Origin of the sequence: Cellulomonas persica (assembly GCF_007989825.1) — a bacterium.
GTDB lineage: Bacteria > Actinomycetota > Actinomycetes > Actinomycetales > Cellulomonadaceae > Cellulomonas > Cellulomonas persica.
On the sequence record NZ_BJUA01000011.1, the window covers coordinates 106,347 to 125,597 of the forward strand.

The 19,251-nt window shown below is 73.2% G+C and carries 16 protein-coding genes and 1 riboswitch; of the genes, 10 read left to right on the forward strand and 6 right to left on the reverse strand.

Translation table 11 applies throughout. The annotated features are described in order from the left end of the window. Positions 1-38 precede the first annotated feature (38 nt). Entirely contained in the window at positions 39-272 is a 234-nt protein-coding gene (locus CPE01_RS12100; RefSeq protein ID WP_146807048.1) for a DUF5703 family protein, read from the reverse strand. 152 nt (positions 273-424) lie between these two features. Here CPE01_RS12100 and CPE01_RS12105 point away from each other — a divergent pair, with 152 nt between their 5' ends. The 4 genes from CPE01_RS12105 (at position 425) to CPE01_RS12120 (ending at position 7,377) form a co-directional block, all read left to right on the forward strand. Beyond that, entirely contained in the window at positions 425-742 is a 318-nt protein-coding gene (locus tag CPE01_RS12105; protein WP_146807050.1) for a primosomal protein, read from the forward strand. A gap of 248 nt (positions 743-990) precedes the next feature. Continuing rightward, a riboswitch (SAM riboswitch) is annotated at positions 991-1,105 on the forward strand. 220 nt (positions 1,106-1,325) lie between these two features. After that, positions 1,326-2,795, forward strand: a complete 1,470-nt coding sequence (locus tag CPE01_RS12110; protein WP_186811521.1) for a dicarboxylate/amino acid:cation symporter — start codon at positions 1,326-1,328, stop codon at positions 2,793-2,795. A gap of 44 nt (positions 2,796-2,839) precedes the next feature. Beyond that, the gene (locus CPE01_RS12115; protein ID WP_146807054.1) at positions 2,840-4,546 is read left to right on the forward strand and encodes a fibronectin type III domain-containing protein; all 1,707 of its coding nucleotides are present in this window, start codon (positions 2,840-2,842) and stop codon (positions 4,544-4,546) included. A 56-nt stretch (positions 4,547-4,602) separates the two neighbouring features. Next, entirely contained in the window at positions 4,603-7,377 is a 2,775-nt protein-coding gene (locus CPE01_RS12120) for an Ig-like domain-containing protein (RefSeq protein WP_146807056.1), read from the forward strand. A gap of 106 nt (positions 7,378-7,483) precedes the next feature. Here the strand turns inward: CPE01_RS12120 and CPE01_RS12125 are convergent, their stop codons facing one another. Then, complete coding sequence (locus CPE01_RS12125) at positions 7,484-8,455, reverse strand: aldo/keto reductase (protein WP_146807058.1); 972 nt, start codon at positions 8,453-8,455, stop codon at positions 7,484-7,486. A gap of 94 nt (positions 8,456-8,549) precedes the next feature. On the opposite strand from CPE01_RS12125, the gene CPE01_RS12130 reads away from it, so the two are divergent. Further along, on the forward strand, positions 8,550-9,434 hold the full coding sequence (locus CPE01_RS12130; protein ID WP_186811523.1) for an undecaprenyl-diphosphate phosphatase: 885 nt from the start codon (positions 8,550-8,552) through the stop codon (positions 9,432-9,434). Positions 9,435-9,446: 12 nt separating this feature from the next. Here the strand turns inward: CPE01_RS12130 and CPE01_RS12135 are convergent, their stop codons facing one another. Then, positions 9,447-10,487 carry a magnesium and cobalt transport protein CorA gene (locus CPE01_RS12135; protein WP_146807062.1) on the reverse strand — a complete coding sequence of 347 codons (1,041 nt, stop codon included), beginning with the start codon at positions 10,485-10,487 and terminating at the stop codon, positions 9,447-9,449. A 70-nt stretch (positions 10,488-10,557) separates the two neighbouring features. On the opposite strand from CPE01_RS12135, the gene mshC reads away from it, so the two are divergent. Further along, positions 10,558-11,817, forward strand: coding sequence for a cysteine--1-D-myo-inosityl 2-amino-2-deoxy-alpha-D-glucopyranoside ligase (gene mshC, locus CPE01_RS12140; RefSeq protein WP_146807064.1), 1,260 nt, complete (start codon positions 10,558-10,560; stop codon positions 11,815-11,817). An 82-nt stretch (positions 11,818-11,899) separates the two neighbouring features. Here mshC and CPE01_RS12145 read toward each other — a convergent pair whose 3' ends face one another. Continuing rightward, positions 11,900-12,757 carry a PAC2 family protein gene (locus CPE01_RS12145; protein ID WP_146807066.1) on the reverse strand — a complete coding sequence of 286 codons (858 nt, stop codon included), beginning with the start codon at positions 12,755-12,757 and terminating at the stop codon, positions 11,900-11,902. A gap of 89 nt (positions 12,758-12,846) precedes the next feature. Next, positions 12,847-13,137 carry a hypothetical protein gene (locus CPE01_RS12150; protein WP_146807068.1) on the reverse strand — a complete coding sequence of 97 codons (291 nt, stop codon included), beginning with the start codon at positions 13,135-13,137 and terminating at the stop codon, positions 12,847-12,849. 147 nt (positions 13,138-13,284) lie between these two features. Between CPE01_RS12150 and CPE01_RS12155 the strand changes: the two genes are divergently transcribed. Further along, complete coding sequence (locus CPE01_RS12155; protein ID WP_246783907.1) at positions 13,285-14,007, forward strand: HAD family hydrolase; 723 nt, start codon at positions 13,285-13,287, stop codon at positions 14,005-14,007. Between the two features lie 16 nt (positions 14,008-14,023). Here CPE01_RS12155 and CPE01_RS12160 read toward each other — a convergent pair whose 3' ends face one another. After that, entirely contained in the window at positions 14,024-14,857 is an 834-nt protein-coding gene (locus CPE01_RS12160) for a RecB family exonuclease (RefSeq protein ID WP_222592917.1), read from the reverse strand. A 199-nt stretch (positions 14,858-15,056) separates the two neighbouring features. On the opposite strand from CPE01_RS12160, the gene CPE01_RS12165 reads away from it, so the two are divergent. The 3 genes from CPE01_RS12165 (at position 15,057) to arc (ending at position 19,146) form a co-directional block, all read left to right on the forward strand. Beyond that, complete coding sequence (locus CPE01_RS12165) at positions 15,057-16,196, forward strand: site-2 protease family protein (protein WP_146807070.1); 1,140 nt, start codon at positions 15,057-15,059, stop codon at positions 16,194-16,196. Positions 16,197-16,242: 46 nt separating this feature from the next. Then, positions 16,243-17,265 (forward strand): tRNA (adenine-N1)-methyltransferase, encoded by a 1,023-nt coding sequence (locus CPE01_RS12170; protein ID WP_146807072.1) that lies wholly within the window; start codon positions 16,243-16,245, stop codon positions 17,263-17,265. Positions 17,266-17,511: 246 nt separating this feature from the next. Beyond that, positions 17,512-19,146, forward strand: a complete 1,635-nt coding sequence (gene arc, locus CPE01_RS12175) for a proteasome ATPase (RefSeq protein WP_146807074.1) — start codon at positions 17,512-17,514, stop codon at positions 19,144-19,146. The last annotated feature ends 105 nt before the right edge of the window (positions 19,147-19,251 follow it).

A 19,251-nucleotide genomic window follows, 5' to 3' on the forward strand; every position in this document is an offset into this window, starting at 1 on the left:
CGGCCGTGCCCGGGCCCGCCGGGCGTCCGGGGACCCGCTCAGGCGAGCGTGCTGCGCACCCGCAGCACCTTGCGGCGCAGCCACACGCGCCGCTCGCCTCCCACGTACAGCACCGAGCGTGCCAGCTCCCATCGGCCGTACTCGGCGTGCTCGGTGAGCATCCGCTGGGCGTCGCTGCGGCTCGTCGTGCGTGGCAGGACCACCACCCGGTACTCGTACTGCCCACCCTGCGCGACCCAGTCCCGGCGTCGCTGACGCGTCTCGACGGCCATCCGTCACCCTCCCGTTGCCGACTCGCGTGGCGCCCATTGTGCACCGCGGACCGCGCTGCCGTCGGGAGGTCCGGGACGTGGCCCACGGCCGCAGGGGTGGTCGGCAGTCCTCGGTCCTGCCAGGGACCCGCTCGCGGCGGTACGGTTCGGGCATGACCGTCGACCCCCGTGCCGCGCTGGACCGTTTCGTCGCTGCGCTCGAGGCGCACTACAGCGCCGTCGTCTCGCGCCAGGGCGAGGACGACCCCGCGGTCGACGACGCCTACGACGTGCTCGCCGACGCCTTCGAGGTGTACGACGACGCGCTGGGCACCGTGCACGGCGAGGCGACGCCGTTCTACCTCGCCGAGGAGGACGAGGACGACGACGACTTCGACGAGGACGTCGAGGACGGCGACGACGAGTCGGACGACGCCGAGGGCGGCTGGACCGGCGACGACGAGTACGACGAGGTCGAGACCGCGCGCTGACGCGTGCCGCGATCGCTCGGGTGCGCTCTGCGCGCCCGAGGCGCTGGCATGCCCTCTGACCTCTCTGGCATGCCTCTGACCTGCGGATCCCGTCCGGGCCCGTGACCTGCGCCCGAACGGGTGAACCGGTCTCAGATCGCGGACTTCTGCGTCCCGGTCGTTGACCCTCGCTGCGCCGGATCACTAGAAAGAGCACGTCAGGAAAAGGCTGACCGATCGAGTAGGAATAAGGTCGGTCGGCACTGACAGGTCACGAGCGTCTCCGACAAGCCCCGGCTGGGAGACCGGCAACCCTCCGTCCGTGGCGGGGTGCCCCGGGTGAGGACCAGGTCGTCGCGCACCGCGCGGCGGCAAGCACGGCGGCGAGCGATCGACGCCTCGAGACATGAGGAGCACAGGCGTGAAGGGCGCAGCCGAGCACCGACTCCGTCGATGTTCCTGCGCCGCCCCCTGTCGCACGTCGAACCTCGTGCGCGAGGCCTCGTCCTCCCGCGCCTGAAGGTCTGTCCCCCTTCCCCCTGAGCACGCCGCCCACGGCCGTCCGACGGCCGTGCGGTGCTGCTCGTGCACGATCGGAGCCCCCGTGAACGTCTGGGACGCAGCGGCGCTCGCCGTCACCATCGGCTTGTTCGCCGGCATCCTCGCCCTGTCCCGCAAGCGCGTGAACTTCAGCGTGCTCACCTTCGTCGGCCTGTTCCTGGGCGTCGGCGTCGGCGTGGTCTTCCGCGACCACGTCGAGTACGTGCAGCCCCTGGGCCGGGTCTACGTCAACCTGCTGCTGACGATCGTCGCGCCGCTGGTGATCGTCTCGATCCTGTCGAGCATCACGTCGCTCGGCTCGACCGCGCAGCTGCGCACGATCGGCGGCCGGTCCGTGTACTGGCTCCTGAGCCTCAACCTCGTCGCGATCTTCCTCGCGCTCGGCACCGCGCTGCTCGTCGGCCTGGGCTCGGGCGCGCAGCTCGGCACCGAAGGCGTCGACACGCGGTCGCTCGACTCGGTCCGTCAACCCTTCTCGGCCGTGTTCATCGGCTTCTTCCCGACGAACATCGTCAAGGACGTCTCCGAGAACAACGTCATCCCGATCATTCTCGTGAGCCTGCTCATCGCGGTCTCGTGCTCGCTGATCGCCGACAAGCACCCCGAGAAGGTCGCTCCGTTCAAGCGGCTGGTCGAGGCGTTCCGCGAGATCATCTACCGCGCCGTCGGCTTCGTCATCAGCCTCACGCCGTACGCGGTGCTCGCCCTCACGGCGTCGTTCACCTCGACGGTCTCGGCCGACACCAGCCAGCTGTGGCCGCTGTTCACGCTGCTCGTCGTGGCGTTCGTCGTCTGCTTCGCGCACACGTACCTCGTCAACGGCGTGTTCCTGCGGGTCTCGGCGAACGTCAGCCCGGTCGCGTTCTTCCGGCACATCCTGCCCGCGCAGCTCACGGCGTTCACCACGCAGTCCAGCGCCGGGACGCTGCCGCTGACGACGAGCCTCCTGCGCACCCGGGTGGGCGTCCCGGCCGAGATCGCCGGCTTCACGGCCCCGCTCGGCACGACGATCGGGATGCCCGGGTGCGCCGGCATCTGGCCGACGCTGCTGGCGGTGTACTCCGTCAACGCCCTCGGCATCCCGTACGGCCTCGGCGACTACGCGGTGCTGGTCCTGCTGGGTCTCGTCGTCTCGATCGGTACCGCAGGCGTGCCCGGCACCGCGACCGTCACGGCGACGACCGTGCTCGCGGCCGCCGGGCTTCCGCTCGAGGTCGTCATCCTCACGCTGCCGATCAGCGCGCTGGCCGACATGGCGCGTACCACGAACAACGTCACCTCGGCGGCGGTCGCCGCGACGATCGTCGCCCGCAAGGAGGGCCGCCTCGACGACGAGGTCTTCCGGGCGCCCAACCCGGACGTGAGCGTCGCGTTCGACGCCTCGTCGCAGGACGTCAGCGCCGCCGAGCCCGCACCGACCGCGGAGCACGGCGACGACGCGCTGTGGGGCGGCGTCCCCGTCGGCGCGTGCGCCGTCGACCCCAGCCCTCGCGAGCGCGTCGGCGCCCGCTGACCCGCCCGCTCCTTCCCCCGAAGATCTCCGAGAAAGCGTCCACCGTGAACCTCGCCCGCACGCTCCACCGCCGCACCCGTGCGCTCGCCGCGGCGTTCGTCGTCGCCCTGCTGGCCCTCGGCCTGCCGGTCGTCCAGGCCAGCCAGGCCGACGCCGCGTCCGTCTCCTGGGTCGACGGCGGCGACGATCAGCACTGCCTGCAGGACGACAACGGCGCAGCCCTCACGTACCTGCCCGAGGACAAGTGGTGCCAGCCGATCCCGACGTGCCACGAGTACGACGGGAACAACCCGAAGTACAAGGGCCGGATCGTGCACTCGAGCGCGAGCACGGGCATCTGGCAGGGTGCCGCCGACGAGGTGCTGTACGAGGACGACCTCCCGGCCGACTACCACCTCACGCCGACCCCGACGAAGTCGCCCACGCCGGCGCCGTCGAAGACGCCCACGCCGACCAAGGCGCCGACCCCCGTGAAGACGCCCGCACCCACCCAGGCGCCGGCACCGACCAAGGCCCCCACGCCGCGGCCCGGCGCGACCGCCGCACCGACCACGCCGCCCGCGCCGGGCAGCACGCCCGCGCCGGGCGCGACGCCGCCGCCCGCCGTACCGGCGACGCCCGTCGTCGACGACCTCGGGATCGACCCGGAGGAGGAGATCGTCGCCGGCGCGCCCTCCGCACCCGGCACGCCGACGCTCACCGTCGACGGATCGACGATCGTCGTCGCCTGGGAGCCGTCGGTCGACGTCGAGCTGGACAGCGTCACGGGCTACGTCGTGCTGCTCAGCGGCGGCAACCGCGCCGAGGTCGACGCCGAGACCTTCACGCAGGAGTTCCGTGACCTGCCCGACGGCAGCTACCGCGCCGCCGTGCGTGCGGTGAACGAGGTCGGCGAGTCCGCGGCCTCCACGCCGTCGGAGCCGGTGACGATCGGGACACCCGCGGGCTCGGTCGTCGGCACGCTGACCTGGACCGGTGACGTCGCGCCCGGCGCGACGGTCGCGCTGACCGGCGCCGGCTACGCGGCCGGCGTCCAGCTGGACGTCGAGCTCCACTCCACGCCCGTCCTGCTCACGACCGTCACCACCGACGAGTCGGGCGCCTTCGCCACCGACGTCGTCATCCCGCAGGATGCGCCCGCGGGTGAGCACCACTTCGTCGTCGCGTACCAGGGGCAGGCCGTCTCGCAGAGCGCCGTGACCCTGACGACCGCCGCCGCGCCGACGACGGGTGAGGACCCCGGGCCGACGCCCTCGGAGACGGTCCCGCCGCTCACGGGGCTCGTGATCCTCGGCGCGCTGGCTGTCGCCGGCGTGCTCCTGCTCACGTCGCACTACGCCCGCGGAGGGTCGCGCCGGGCCGCCGCCGCGCCGGTGCCGACGGTCCCGGCGACGACCGGCCAGCCGGCCGCCGCAGCTCCGGCCACGGCCGTGCTGCCGCCGCTGCAGCTCGACAACCCGCTGCTGACGGCGTTCGCCCCGAAGCGCATCCCCGTGGCCACGGCCGCGCACGCCGCGCCCGAGACCTCGGCGGACCCGACCGCCGCGTACTCGACCACCGCGTACTCGACCGCCGCGCGTCCGACCGCGGTGCACCACGCGACCGTGCCGTACACGCCCGCGGCCTCCGCCCTTCCCTACCCGGAGGTGCACGTCGCCCCCGAGGCAGGGCAGCTCAGCGTCACCTGGCAGTTCGTCCCACCCACCCGAGCAGACGGGCCGTCGACCCCCGCGGCCCAGCCCGTCCGCTGACCTCTCCCACCCCGAACCGCCCGCCCTCCGGGGCGGGAGAAAGCGACGTCATCGCCATGTCCACCACCACCGTGCGGCGCAGGCTCGCCGGGATCGTGGTCGCCGCCCTCGCGGCGGCGCCCGCGGTCGCGCTCGCCCCCGCCGCGCACGCCGCGACCCCCGCGGCCGCGCCCGCCATCAGCTCCAGCGTCGACTTCGACTACCTCGCGGACGTGTTCCCCGCGCTCGCACCGCAGCGTGGCGAGCACGTCTTCGAGACCATCACGATCGAGCGGCTCAAGTACCTGCTGCGGTTCACGTCCGGCCGCTACGCGGTCCTGATCGGCGACCCGAAGGACGCCAGCACGCAGGCGGAGATCGCCCACATCAACGCCGCGGCGAAGAGCATCGGCGTGCCGAAGATCTACGTCTTCAACCCGCGCATCGACGGCAACGCGCTCAACGTCTTCGACTGGGCCGAGCTCGAGACCCAGCTCACCGGTGCAGGCCTGGCCTACTGGAAGACCGAAGGCGCGGCGGCGACCACGGGCGGCCCGCTCATCGACCTCATCAACGGCAACAGCCCGGCGCCGGAGTTCGTCCGGTCCGAGGCCGGGAAGGTGACGGGGCCGTACCTCGTCGTCCTCGACAAGGACCACCAGGACGGCGAGGGCAACGACGACCGCGTGGTCGCCTCGCTGGCCGAGACGAAGACCGCGGCCGACCTCGACACCCCGGCCGAGCAGGCCGCGTACGAGGAGGAGGTCAAGCAGACGCTCCTCGCTGCCGGCGGCACCGCGGGGAACCCGGACCTCGACGTCAGCACGCAGTTCGAGTTCTACAGGGACGAGGTCAACCGCCGGCACACCGCGTCGTACCCGGACGCCACCAAGTACGGCGGCGCGATCCTGAGCGACGCGGACGCCGCCGACGGGTGGCGCGTCCAGCAGCTGACGTACCCCGAGACGATCCACCTGCTGAGCGACCCGCGCTACGTCGACAGCGACGTGCCGCTGCTGTTCGGCGGCACGTGGTGCCACAACACGCGCGCCGTGATCCACGAGATCAACGCGCAGGCCCAGGCCAACGGGGTCAAGACGATCTACAACCTGGACTTCTCGCTGTTCTCCGTGAGCAACTCCGGCTCGGCGTACGACCACATCCGCACGAGCGGCACGCCTGTCGTCACCGACGGCAAGACGCTCGCCCCGGGGTACCTGTACGGCGACCTGTTCAACACCTACCTGCACAACGCGGTCGCGGAGTACGCGGCGGCGGGGGAGCCGGGTGCGAGCCCGAACTGGTACTACCCGGGTGGCGACACCACGCAGCCGCTCCAGTCGGCGCGCCGCCTGCAGGTGCCGGCGCTGCTGGTGCACCACGCCGACCACGAGGACGCGTTCGGCAACCCGGCTCCCGTCGTCGACGAGGCGATCCGCACCAACGACAACGGCACCTACACGGAGTACATGACCGAGTACTGGTACGTCGCGGGTCGAGACCTGCCGAACACGCCGGAGACCACGCTCAACGGGGCACTCGCCGCGGGCGGCGACCGTCTGGCCAACGCGCGTGACTTCGCCTCCGAGGCGATCGGCGCCTACACGGACGTCCTCGGCTCGCTGGGCGGTGCGCGGCGCTACTCGAGCACCACGTCCGTGACCGTCGACGGCGCCGCCTCGACCGACCTCGTGCCGGGGACGACCCCCACGCTGGGCGTCGAGGCGAGCGCAGCCGGCTACGCCCCCTTCATCACGTTCAACACGAGCGGTGCGAACGTCGCGCCCGCCGTCGGCACCGGCACCCCCGCGGGCTCGGTCGTCGTGCTCGACCAGGACGGCGAGCTCGTCGGGAGCTCGGTGAAGCTCAAGCGGGACGGCTCGCCGGTCACGTTGACGCTGCCCACGATCACGACCGACCAGATCGGTGACGTGTGGCAGGTCGTCTACCTGGGCCGGGGCTACTCGATCGCGTCGTCGTCCGTCGACCTGCGCGTCGGCAAGGTCTCCGCGACCACGCTGTCGGGCCCCGCGTCGACCTCGTACGGCACGTCCGTGACGTACACGGCGACCGTGACGGACGGCGCGACCGGCACCGTCTCCCTGCAGGGTCTTCCGGGCGGCCCGGTCACGTCCGCCGTCGTGGACGGCACGGCGACGCTCACGGTCCCGTCGTCCGTCGCGGCAGGCACCTACGCGCTCACGGCCGTCTACAGCGGCGACGCCCTCCACACGGCGTCCACGTCGACACCCGTGACGCTCACGGTGAAGAAGCTCACCGCGAAGGTGTCGATCTCCGCGGTCTCGAGCAGCGCGTACGGCAAGGCCGTGAAGGTCACGGTGAAGGTCGTCGACTCGCGCGGCAAGGCGGCCTCCGGCAAGGTCACGCTCAGCGGCGCGGGCTCGTCCCGCACGGTGACGCTGTCGAGCGGTCAGGCCGTCGTCACGCTGCCGACGAACCTCGCGGTGAAGTCGTACACGCTCAAGGCGAGCTACGGGGGCAGCACCAACGTCGCCACCGCGACCGCCACGCGTGCCCTGAAGATCACCAAGGGCGCGATCTCGAAGGTGGCCGTCAAGGTCACCACCACGCCGACGACGACGGCCAAGGGCAAGGCCACGGTCACCGTGACGGTCCCGAAGGGGCTCGCCACCGCGACCGGCAAGGTCAGCGTGACGCTCTCCAAGAGCGGGCGCTCGACCACCACGACGGTGACCCTCAGGTCCGGCAAGGCCACGCTGTCCCTGCCGAAGCTGGCCAAGGGCACGTGGAAGGTCTCCGTGAAGTACCTGGGCTCCACGACGTACGCCGCGGCGAGCGGTGCGACGACGAAGCTCGTCGTCACGAAGTAGGACCACGTGACGCCGGTGGCGCTCGTTCCTGGCGGAGCGGGCGCCACCGCCGTCCCCGGGCGTGCCGGCGTCCGGCCGACGAGTGCCGGTGGGCGGACCCGGCGGGCTAGAACCGCTCGGGGTAGCCGACGACGGGCGCGGAGACGTCGTCGAGTGCCTGCACGATCTCGTCGGGCAGCTCGAGGTCGAGCGACGTGAGCGCACCGCGCAGCTGGGCCGCCGTGCGCGCACCCACGATCGCGGACGCGACGCGCTCGCGGCGCGCGAGCCACGCGAGAGCGACCTCGAGCGGCTGGCGCTGCAGACCGCCCGCCGCCATGACCACCGCGTCGACGACCGCGGACGCGTGCGCGGTCAGGTACGGCTGGACGAAGCCGGCAAGGTGCGGCGAGGCGGCACGCGAGTCGGCCGGGACGGTGCGACGGTACTTCCCGGTGAGGACCCCGCGGCCGAGCGGGGACCACGCGAGCACCCCGGCGCCCACGGCCCGCGCGGCGGGCACGACCTCGCGCTCGATCCCGCGCTGCAGCAACGAGTACTCCATCTCGACCGCGGCCAGGCCCACGCGGTCCCGCACGTCGTCGAGCAGCCCCGCGAGCAGCGCGACCTGCCAGCCCGCGTGGTTCGACACGCCGACGTACCGCGCGCGCCCGGACACGACCGCCTGCCGGAGCGCGGACGCGGTCTCCTCGAGCGGCGTGCGGGGGTCGGGGGACTGCACGAGGAACAGGTCGACGTGGTCGGTGCCGAGGCGCGCCAGCGAGGCGTCGAGCGACGCGAGGAGGCCGCCGCGCGAGGCGTCGACGACCGGCCCGGTCGACGTCCGGCGGACGCCCGCCTTGGTGCACAGCACGAGCTCGTCGCGCGCGACGACCGTGCCGATCAGCGAGCCCAGGAGCTCCTCGGCGCCGCCCTCGGCGTACGACGCCGACGTGTCGACGAGCGTGCCGCCCGCGGCGACGAGCTCGCGCAGCTGCTCGGCAGCCTCGTGCTCGTCGGTGTCGCGGCTCCAGGTCATGGTGCCCAGGCCGATGCGCGAGACGCGCAAGCCCGTGCGGCCGACGTGACGATGCTCCATGGGCCGCCACCCTAGTCGGACGACACAGCAGGTCGACGCCGCGTCGGGGCCGTCCCGAGAGCCGGTCGGGATATCGTGACCGCCCGTGGCAGACATCAGCGGGTTCGACGCGATCATCCTCGGTCTGGTGCAGGGGCTCACGGAGTTCCTGCCGGTCTCGTCGAGCGCGCACCTGCGGATCGTCGGCGACCTGCTCGGGGGAGACCCCGGGGCTGCGTTCACGGCGATCACCCAGCTCGGCACCGAGACCGCGGTGCTCCTGTACTTCCGTCGGGACATCGCGCGCATCGTCAGCGCATGGTGGTTCGCGCTGCGCGGCCGGTACGGGACGGACCTGCGCGCCCGCCTCGGCGCGCCCGCCGGCCGGCGGGCCGACCACGACGCGCTCATGGCCTGGTTCATCGCGCTCGGCACCGTGCCGATCGTCGTGCTGGGCGTGGCGTTCCAGGACCGGATCGAGCACACGTTCCGCAACCTCTGGCTCGTCGCGCTGACCCTGGCGGGCTTCGCACTCGTGCTGGGCTGGGCGGACAAGATCAGCACGCGCTCCAAGCCGCTCGAGGAGCTGACCGCACGCGACGCGATCCAGTACGGCTTCTGGCAGGCGCTCGCGCTCATCCCCGGGGTGTCCCGCTCGGGCGGCACGATCACGGGCGGTCTGCTCATGGGGTACACGCGCGAGGCCGCGGCGCGGTACTCGTTCCTGCTCGCGATCCCCGCGGTGTTCGGCTCGGGGCTGTTCCAGCTCGTGAAGTCGCTCGACGACTTCGGCAAGGCGGGCGAGCCCGGCTTCGGGGTCACGCTGATCGCCACGGTCGTCGCGTTCTTCGTCGGCTACCTCGTGATCATCGCGTTCCTGAAGATCGTCTCGACGTTCAGCTACAAGCCGTTCGTGTACTACCGGCTCGGCCTGGCCGCGCTCGTCGTGATCCTGCTCCTGACCGGCGTGGTCGACGCCAACCCGGCGACGACGACCTGACGCGCCCGCGGGTCACAGCCAGCCGGAACGACGGAACGCCCGGAACAGCAGCGCGCACGCGCCCGCCATCACGACGAGCACGAGCGGGTAGCCGAAGCGCCAGTCCAGCTCGGGCATGTGCCGGAAGTTCATGCCGTAGATCCCCGCGATCAGCGTGGGCACCGTGATCATGGCCGCCCACGCCGAGATCTTGCGCATGTCCTCGTTCTGCTGCACCGAGACGTTGCTGAGGTGCACCGAGAGCATCGCGTCGAGCAGCTCGTCGTGCGCGTCGAGGTGCGCGTCCACGCGGTCGGCCCACTCGCGCACGCGTCGCAGCCACACGTCCGTCGCAGGATCGCCGCGGCGGTGACCCGGACCCTCGCGCAGCGCGTCGCGGGACTCGGCCTCGAGCTCGGGCAGTGCGCTCGTCATCGGGCCGAGCGCGCGCCGCGCCTCGGCGATCTCCCGCTTGAGCCCGTACACCGCCGTGAGCGGGTCCTGGCCGGTCGGCCGTCGAGCGCGGGAGGTGGCCTGGGGCTCGACGACGAGCTGCTCGAGCCCGGCGACCGCGTCGCCGAGGCCCGCCTCGACGTCCGAGGCGCGGCTGACGAGCGTCAGCAGGATCGCCGCGAGCACCTGTCGGACGCCGCTGTCGGGGACCGGGAGGCCGCCGCACAGCTTGGCGACCGCGTGCGTCAGCACCTCGCCGTCACCGCGCTCGTACGTCAGGATGAGCCGTTCCGTCACGACGCACGTCAGCACCCCCGTGCGGACGTCGCGGGTCTCCTCGACGTACGACGCCGTGGGGACGGTGAGGAGGATCTCGCCGTCGTTGGACCGGTTGACGCGCCCGCGCAGGTGCCGGCCGGACTCGTCGTGCGCCGCCGAGAGCGGGTGCTCCTCGAGCATCCGCAGCGCCTGCGCGCTCAGGCCGTGCGTGCGCGCGAGGTCCCGCAGCACCTCGCCGTCGTCCACGACGGCCCACACGGCCCCGGTCGCCGGCACGGCGTCGACCTGGTGCCACCCGTCGCCGTCGCCGGAGTAGACGCGCAGCGCGTTGTCATCGGTCACGGCCCGATTCTGGCGCTCGCACCGCGAGAGTGCCGCACGAGCAGGCTCGCCACGCCGTTAGGCTGCGCACGTGCTCACCTGGCCGGCCCCGCAGATCCCTGAGCTCCCTGGCCGTGGCGGCCCCGTCCGCGTGCGTGACTCGTCCACGGGCGAGCTCGTGGTGGCGGCCCCCGGGACCGACGTCTCGCTCTACGTGTGCGGCATCACGCCGTACGACGCGACCCACATCGGCCACGCCGCGACGTACCTGGCGTTCGACGTGCTCGGCCGCGCCTGGCGCGACGAGGGCAAGCGCGTGCGCTACGCGTCCAACGTGACCGACGTCGACGACCCGCTGCTCGAGCGCGCGACCGCGACGGGCGTCGACTGGCGCGAGCTGGCCGCGCAGCAGGTCGCGCTCTACAGCGAGGACATGACCGCGCTCGGCGTCGTCCCCCCGGACGCGTGGTCGGGCGTGGTCGAGTCCGTCGCGACGATCGTGACCGCCGTCGAGAAGCTCGTCGCGGACGGCGCGGCGTACGGCGTCCCGGTCCCGGACGGGCCGGGCGTGGACGTCTACGCCGACCTGTCGCGCGACGGCGCGTTCGGCACGGTCGCGCACCTCGACACGACGACGATGCTCGCGCTGTCCGCCGAGCGCGGCGGTGACCCCGACCGGGCCGGCAAGCGGTCGCCGCTCGACCCGCTGCTGTGGCGCGCCGAGCGCCCGGGCGAGCCGTCGTGGGACGGCGGGTCGCTCGGCCGCGGCCGGCCGGGCTGGCACATCGAGTGCGCCGTGATCGCGAGCGAGGCACTCGGTGCGTCGTTCGACGTCGAGGGCGGCGGGTCCGACCTGCTGTTCCCGCACCACGAGATGAGCACGTCCCACCTCCGCGTGCTCAGCGGGGGGACCGGCGGCCGGGTGCACGTGCACGCGGGGATGGTCGCGCTCGACGGCGAGAAGATGAGCAAGTCGCGCGGCAACCTCGTGCTCGTCTCGCGGCTGCGCGAGCAGGGCGTCGACCCGATGGCGGTGCGGCTGGCGATCCTCGCGCACCGGTATCGCGACGACTGGGAGTGGACGGACGCGGTGCTCGCGCGCGGCGTGACACGGCTCGAGACGTGGCGGCGGGCGATGTCCGGCAACGGCGGCGTCGACGCGGCACCCGTGCTCGCCGCGGTGCGGGCCGCGGTGGCCGACGACCTCGACACGCCGACCGCGCTGGCCGTGGTGGACGACTGGGCGGCGCGCACGATCGCCGAGTCGCAGGCCGGCGGTGCGGGCTTCGTCGAGGGCGCGCCCGGCGTGGTCGCGCGCACGGTCGACGCGCTGCTCGGCGTGCGTCTCTGACGGCGGAAGCGACGGCTGCGGCAGTGACGACGACGCCCCGAGCCGACGCGGACGGCGCTCAGGCGCGCGGCGAGGTCAGGCCTCAGGCGTTGCCGGTGCCCTTGTCACGACGACGCAGGTAGCGCTCGAACTCCTGCGCGATGGCCTCGCCCGACGCCTCGGGCAGGTCCGCGGTGTCCTTGGCCTCCTCGAGCTGACGCACGTACTCGCCGATCTCGCCGTCCTCACCCGCCAGCTCGTCGACGCCCTGCTGCCACGCCGCCGCCTCGTCGGGCAGGTCGCCCGTCGCGATGGGCTCGCCGAGGATCTCCTCGAGACGGCGCAGGAGCGCCAGCGTCGCCTTGGGCGACGGCGGGTGCGCGACGTAGTGCGGCACCGCGGCCCACAGCGACATCGCGGCGAGCCCGCGGGCGGCGGCCTCGTGCTGGAGCACCCCGACGATCCCCGTGGGCCCCTCGTACGTGCTCGGCTCGATGTCGAGCAGCCGGCGCAGCGCCGGGTCCTCCGAGGTCGCGGTGATCGGGATGGGCCGGCTGTGCGGCACGTCGGCGAGCAGCGCGCCGACCGTCACGACCGTGTCCACCTCGAGCGTCGCCGCGATGTCGAGCAGCTCGTGGCTGTACCGACGCCACCGCATCGACGGCTCGATGCCGTGCACCAGGACCACGCGCCGACCGGACCGCGGCGCGGTCGCTACCGCGACCGCCGTCGTCGGCCACGTGATCTCCCGCTCGCCGTCCGCCCCCACGCTCACGTGCGGGCGGTTGACCTGGAAGTCGTGGTACTCCTCGGGGTCGAGCTCGTCCACGTGCTCGGCGCCCCACACGTCGTGCAGGTGCTCGAGCGCGTGCGTGGCGGCGGCCCCGGCGTCGTTCCATCCCTCGAACGCGGCGAGGAGGATCGTTCGACCGGCGGGCAGCTCCGACGTGGGTTCAGTCACACGTCCAGGGTAGGCCGCGCTCCCGTCGGCGGCCGTGACGGCGAACCGAGCGTCCCGGTGTGGCGTCCCTCACCTGCGCGAACGCCCGGTCAGCGGCGGCGTCCGCCCGCGATCACGGGCCCCGAGAACAGCGCGATCCCCAGCACGAAGCCGAAGTCGTACCAGTTCCCGTTGTTGTCCACCTCGTAGATCGACACCGTGTCGGTGAACAGCGACACGACGAACGTGATCGGCAGGATCACGCCGTGCCACAGCCCCCACCAGAAGTTCGCGCCGCTCGCGCTCTGCTCGGCGTTCGCCCCCGCAGCGCACGCGCTCAGCAGCAGGAGCACCCCGGTCGCGACGACGAGCCAGGTCGCCCCACGTCGTCCAGCGGACATCGCCCCACCTCCCAGACCCTGTGCCACCAGTGAACCGCGCACCGGACGGCCGCGGATAGGGTCGACCGCAAGCTCGCCCAGCCCGGACACGCGAGCTGCCCCCTGCGCCTGCACGCGCGGGCAACCGGACGACCTCACGGAGACGCCTTGGCCAACCCGCGCACGACCTGGACCTCCGGCGCGACGGACGACGCCGCGCGTCCGCTCCCGGCCGCGGTGCTCTGGGACATGGACGGCACCCTCATCGACACCGAGCCGTTGTGGATGGCTGCCGAGATCGAGCTCACGTCCCGGTTCGGCGTGACGTGGACCGCGCAGGATGCGACCGAGCTCGTGGGCTCCGCGATGGTGCACTCGGCGGGCGTGCTGCAGGCTCGGGGCGTGGACCTGCCGGTCACGACGATCGTCGACGAGCTGACCGCGTCGGTCGCCCGCGCCGTCACGCGACGTGTCCCGTGGCAGCCCGGCGCGCGCGACGCGCTCGAGACCCTGAGGGTCGCAGGGGTCCCGCTCGCGCTCGTGACCTCGTCGTACCGGCCGCTCGCCGAACCGTTCGCCGTCGCCGCGGGCGTGTTCGACGTCGTCGTCTCCGGTGACGACGTCACGCGCGCCAAGCCGGACCCCGAGCCCTACGTGCTCGCGGCCCGCATGCTCGGCGTGCCGGTCGCGCGCTGCGTCGCCGTCGAGGACTCGCGTTCGGGGATCGCCTCGGCGCTCGCGTCCGGGGCGCGCACGCTCGCGGTCGACGGCGTGCAGCAGGTCGCCGACCGACCGGGTCTCAGCCGCATCCGGTCGCTGCGCGACCTCACGCTGGACGTGCTGCGTGACCTCGCGGCCGGCGTGGTGCTCGAGGTCCCGCCGACCCGCTGACGTCCGGGGGGCCACGTCAGGAGGCGGCAGCCGCACCCGGACGCACCCCGGTCGCGCGCTCGACCGCGTCGGGGTCGGCGAGCGGGGGAGTGCCGCCGTACTCGGGGCAGTGGGCGCGGAAGGAGCACCAGTCGCACAGCCTGGAGCGGCGCGTGCGCCAGTCGTCGGCACGCGCGGCCTCCTGGATGCCGGCCCAGATCGAGCGGATGCGGGCCTCGAACGTCAGCATCTCCGGCTCGGTCGGCTCGTGCTGGAGCATCGTGCCGTCGCCGAGGTACTCGAGCTGCAGCCGCTTGGGCAGCACCCCGCGCGTGCGCCACAGGACGTACGCGTAGAACCGCATCTGGAACAGCGCCGAGCTCTCGTACCCCGAGCGCGGTGACTTGCCGGTCTTGTAGTCGACGACCCGGACCCAGCCGTTGGGCGCGACGTCGATACGGTCGACGATCCCGCGCAGCTGCGGGCCGTCGTCGAGCTCGGTGACCACGTACAGCTCGCGCTCGGCGGGCTCGAGGCGCGTCGGGTCCTCGAGCGTGAAGTACGTCGCGAGCAGCGCCCGCGCCGAGTCGAGCCAGTCGGACAGCGCGCCCTCGTCGGCGAACAGCTCGGCGACCCGCGCGTCCTGCTCGCGCAGGGCCGCCCACTGCTCGGGCAGCAGGGCGTGCGCGGCCTCGAGCGTGCGCTCGACCGACGGCAGGCCGAACAGGTGCTCGAGGACCGCGTGCACGAGCGTCCCGCGCGCCGCGGCCGGGCTGGGCGGCTCGGGGAGCCGGTCGATCGTGCGGAAGCGGAAGAGCAGCGGGCACTGCAGGAAGTCACCCGCGCGCGACGGCGACAGCCCGGGCCGCAGCGCGGGACGCTCGGCCGCCTCGACCGGACCCGGCTCGAGCGCAGGGCCGGCAGGCTCGCTCACGAGAGCGCCGGGCTCGGCCGGGCGCGCGGCAGGGTCGACGAGGGAGGAGGGTGACGTCACGGTGCGAGCGTAGGCGCGTGCACCCACAGCCCCGGGCACGCGCGGTCGGCGCGGCGCGGGCGCCTAGGCTGGCCGCGTGAGCAGCACCCGCACACCCTCGCGCCGGACCGCCAGCGGCTGGGTCATCGGTCACGTCGCCGGCGCGCCGGTGATCGTCGCGCCGACCTGGCTGATCGCCGTCGCCGTGCTCACGGTGCTGTCCGTGCCCGCGGCGCGCGCCCTGACCGGGCTCGACGGGTCGGCCGTGTGGGTCGTCGCGCTCGCCTTCGTCGTGCTGCTGTTCGCCTCGGTGTTCCTGCACGAGGTCGCGCACGGGCTGGTGGCACGCGCCCGCGGGCAGGAACCGCACGAGTTCGTGCTGACCCTGTGGGGCGGGCACACCGCGTTCGGCGGACCCGCCCCGACGCCCGCGACCAACGCGATCGTCGCGATCGTCGGGCCCGTGGTGAACCTCGCGCTGGCCGCGGTGTTCGGCGGCCTGCTCGCGCTCGACGTCGTGCCGCGCGGCACGGTGCTCTGGGCGCTGCTGTGGTCGGGCGCGGTCACCAACGGCTTCGTCGGCGTGTTCAACCTGCTCCCCGGCCTTCCGCTGGACGGCGGTCGGGTGCTCGAGGCCGCGGTCTGGGCCGCGACCAGGAGCCGCTACACCGGCACGGTGGCCGCGGGCTGGGTGGGCCGCGTCGTCGCCGTGGGCGTCGTCGCCTGGGCGCTGCTCGGGCCGCTCAACGCGAACGCCGAGTCCTTCACCGACGTCGTGTGGGCCGTCGTCATCGGCGCGTTCCTGTGGGCGGGGGCGTCCGCGGCGATCCGCGGCGCGCGAGCCCAGCGCAACGTCGACGGCGTCACGGTCGCGTCCGTCGGGCATGCCGCCGTGACCGTCGGTCACGGGGACTCCCTCGCGCACGCCGGAGCGGCCGCTGCGGCCGCGGGGGTGCAGGACGTCGTCGTGCTCGCGCCCGACGGTCGTCCCGCCGCCTACGTGGACCGGGCCGCGGCGGCGAGCGTCCCGCCGCACGCCGCGGGCTCGACGGCCGTCACGGCCGTCAGCGTGCCCCTGCCCGTCGGCGCGACCGTCGACGGCACCCTCGTCGGACAGGCGCTCCTGGCCGACCTGGCGCGCGCCACGCGGCTGTCGCCCGTGGTCGTCGCGCTCGTCGACGGACGCGTCACCGGGCTCGTCCGGGCGACCGACGTGATCGCCGCGATCCGCGCGTGAGGGCTGCGGTCCGCGCGACGCCGCCCGGCACCTAGACTCGACCGCCGTGACGACCACGCCCGGACCCCGCCCGCCCGCCACCGGCGCCGACCTGCGCCGCGGCCCGTTCCGCGTGGGTGACCGGGTGCAGCTCACCGACCCACGCGGGCGCCTGCACACCATCACGCTCGCCCCCGGCGGCACGTTCCACACGCACCGCGGCTACTTCCGGCACGAGGAGCTCATCGGCGCGCCCGAGGGCACGGTCGTCGTGAGCAGCGGCGACGTCGAGTACCTCGCGCTGCGGCCGCTGCTCGCGGACCACGTCCTGTCGATGCCGCGCGGCGCGGCCGTCGTCTACCCCAAGGACGCGGGGCAGATCGTCACGATGGCGGACATCTACCCGGGTGCCGTCGTCGTCGAGGCGGGCGTCGGCTCGGGTGCCCTGACGATGTCGCTGCTGCGCGCGGTCGGCGACTCGGGCTCGCTGCACTCGATCGAGCGGCGTGAGGACTTCGCGGACATCGCGCGCGGCAACGTCGAGGGCTTCTTCGGCGGCCCGCACCCCGCGTGGCAGCTCTCGGTCGGTGACCTCGCCGACGTGCTGCCCACCGTCGCCGCGCCGGGGTCCGTCGACCGCGTGGTCCTGGACATGCTCGCGCCGTGGGAGAACCTCGAGGTCGTCGCCGACGCGCTCGCGCCCGGCGGTGTGCTCATCTGCTACGTCGCGACGACGACGCAGCTGTCGCGGCTCGCCGAGGACGTGCGCACCGACGGCCGGTACACCGAGCCCGCCGCGTGGGAGTCGATGGTGCGCGGCTGGCACCTCGAAGGCCTGTCGGTCCGGCCCGAGCACCGCATGATCGGCCACACGGGCTTCCTGCTCACGACGCGCCGGCTCGCCGACGGCGTCGAGGCGCCCGTGCGTCGGCGTCGACCCGCGAAGGGCGCGTACCCGGTGGCTCCCGACGGCGCACCGGTCGAGGACGCCGAGCTGTGGACGCCCGAGGCGCTGGGCGAGCGCGAGACCTCGCCCAAGAAGGTGCGTCGTGCGCAGCGCGACGCCCACCCGGAGCGCTCCGAGTCCTAGGTCCCGACGCGGGCGACGCTCCTGGCCGGCGACGTGCCAGGTGACGCCTGCGCCGGCTGACGGGGAGTCCGGTGACGGCTGCGCCTGGTGACGGTTGGGTCACGGCATGCGGACACCTCGGCATCCGACCTGCCGCTGGACCAGACTGGTGGTTAGGGTGGCGACCCCACGGTGAACGACAGGTGAGCCACCCGGCACGGTGACCCACCCGGTGAGCCGAGGACCGACGCGAAGGAGGCCGACGCGATGACCGAACCGGCACCCACGGGACGCGACCTGCAGCGCGAGCTCGCGCTCCTCGCAGCGAAGAACGAGCGCCTCTCGGACGCGCTCCTCGCCGCGCGCGAGCAGATCGTCGAGCTCAAGCGTCAGGTGGACGACCTCGCCAAGCCCCCCGGCACGTACGCCGTGTTCCTGGGCGCCCGGCCCGACGGGTCGGTCGACGTCATCTCGGCGGGCCGCAAGATGCACGTCGGTGCGAGCCCCGCGGTCGACCTGTCGCGGCTGAAGCCGGGCCAGGAGGTCATGCTCAACGAGGCCCTGACCGTCGTCGAGGCCGGCGGGTACGAGAACGTCGGCGAGATCGTGACGGTCAAGGAGCTGCTCGGCCGCGGTCGCGCGCTCGTCGTGGGCCGCGGCGACGAGGAGCGCGTGGTGCGCTTCGCGGGCCAGGTGACCGACGCGGGTGTGCGCGTCGGGGACGCGCTCACGATCGACTCGCGCAGCGGGTTCGTGTTCGAGGTGATCCCGCGTGCCGAGGTCGAGGAGCTCGTGCTCGAAGAGGTCCCGGACATCGACTACGAGGACATCGGCGGCCTGGGTCCGCAGATCGAGGCGATCAAGGACGCCGTCGAGCTGCCGTTCCTGCACCCCGAGCTGTTCCGCGAGCACGGTCTGCGCCCACCCAAGGGAGTGCTGCTCTACGGCCCTCCGGGGTGCGGCAAGACGCTCATCGCCAAGGCCGTGGCGCACTCGCTGGCCGCGACGGCAGCGCAGGCGCGGGGCGAGGAGGTCGCCGAGGCCAAGAGCTACTTCCTCAACGTCAAGGGGCCCGAGCTCCTCAACAAGTACGTCGGCGAGACCGAGCGGCACATCCGCCTGATCTTCGCCCGTGCCCGGGAGAAGGCCTCGCAGGGCCACCCTGTCGTCGTGTTCTTCGACGAGATGGAGTCGCTGTTCCGCACGCGCGGCACGGGTGTCTCGTCGGACGTGGAGACGACGATCGTGCCGCAGCTCCTGGCGGAGATCGACGGCGTCGAGCGGCTCGAGAACGTCATCGTCATCGGTGCCTCGAACCGCGAGGACATGATCGACCCCGCGATCCTGCGTCCGGGCCGGCTCGACGTGAAGATCAAGATCGAGCGTCCGGACGCGGAGGGCGCGCGCGAGATCTTCTCGAAGTACCTCACGCCCGACCTGCCGATCCACCCCGACGACCTGGGCGAGCACGGCGGCGACAAGGCCGCGGCGGTCGAGGCGATGGTCGCGCGCGTCGTCGAGCGCATGTACAACGAGACCGACGAGAACCGGTTCCTCGAGGTGACCTACGCGTCGGGCGACAAGGAGGTCCTGTACTTCAAGGACTTCAACTCCGGGGCGATGATCCAGAACGTCGTGGACCGCGCCAAGAAGCAGGCGATCAAGGACCTCCTGGCCACCGGTCAGCGCGGCATCCGGGTCGAGCACCTGCTCACGGCGTGCGTGGACGAGTTCAAGGAGAACGAGGACCTGCCCAACACGACGAACCCCGACGACTGGGCGCGCATCTCGGGCAAGAAGGGTGAGCGCATCGTGTTCATCCGCACGATCGTCCAGGGCAAGAAGGGCACGGACGGTTCGCGCACGATCGAGACCGTGACGAGCACCGGGCAGTACCTGTAGCCGACGAGTCCGTCGGGCCTGATCCCGGCGAGACCCCGGACGCGACCCCGACGCGACCAGCGCCGACGGCCGGTGGACCGCACAGCGGACCCACCGGCCGTCGCG

Bases quoted from the DNA above. Each gene is read 5' to 3' on its own strand.
- CPE01_RS12125 (WP_146807058.1), bottom strand. From the start codon at position 8,455: ATGGAGCATCGTCACGTCGGCCGCACGGGCTTGCGCGTCTCGCGCATC.
- CPE01_RS12105 (WP_146807050.1), top strand. From the start codon at position 425: ATGACCGTCGACCCCCGTGCCGCGCTGGACCGTTTCGTCGCTGCGCTC.
- arc (WP_146807074.1), top strand. From the start codon at position 17,512: ATGACCGAACCGGCACCCACGGGACGCGACCTGCAGCGCGAGCTCGCG.
- CPE01_RS12100 (WP_146807048.1), bottom strand. From the start codon at position 272: ATGGCCGTCGAGACGCGTCAGCGACGCCGGGACTGGGTCGCGCAGGGT.
- CPE01_RS12120 (WP_146807056.1), top strand. From the start codon at position 4,603: ATGTCCACCACCACCGTGCGGCGCAGGCTCGCCGGGATCGTGGTCGCC.
- CPE01_RS12150 (WP_146807068.1), bottom strand. From the start codon at position 13,137: ATGTCCGCTGGACGACGTGGGGCGACCTGGCTCGTCGTCGCGACCGGG.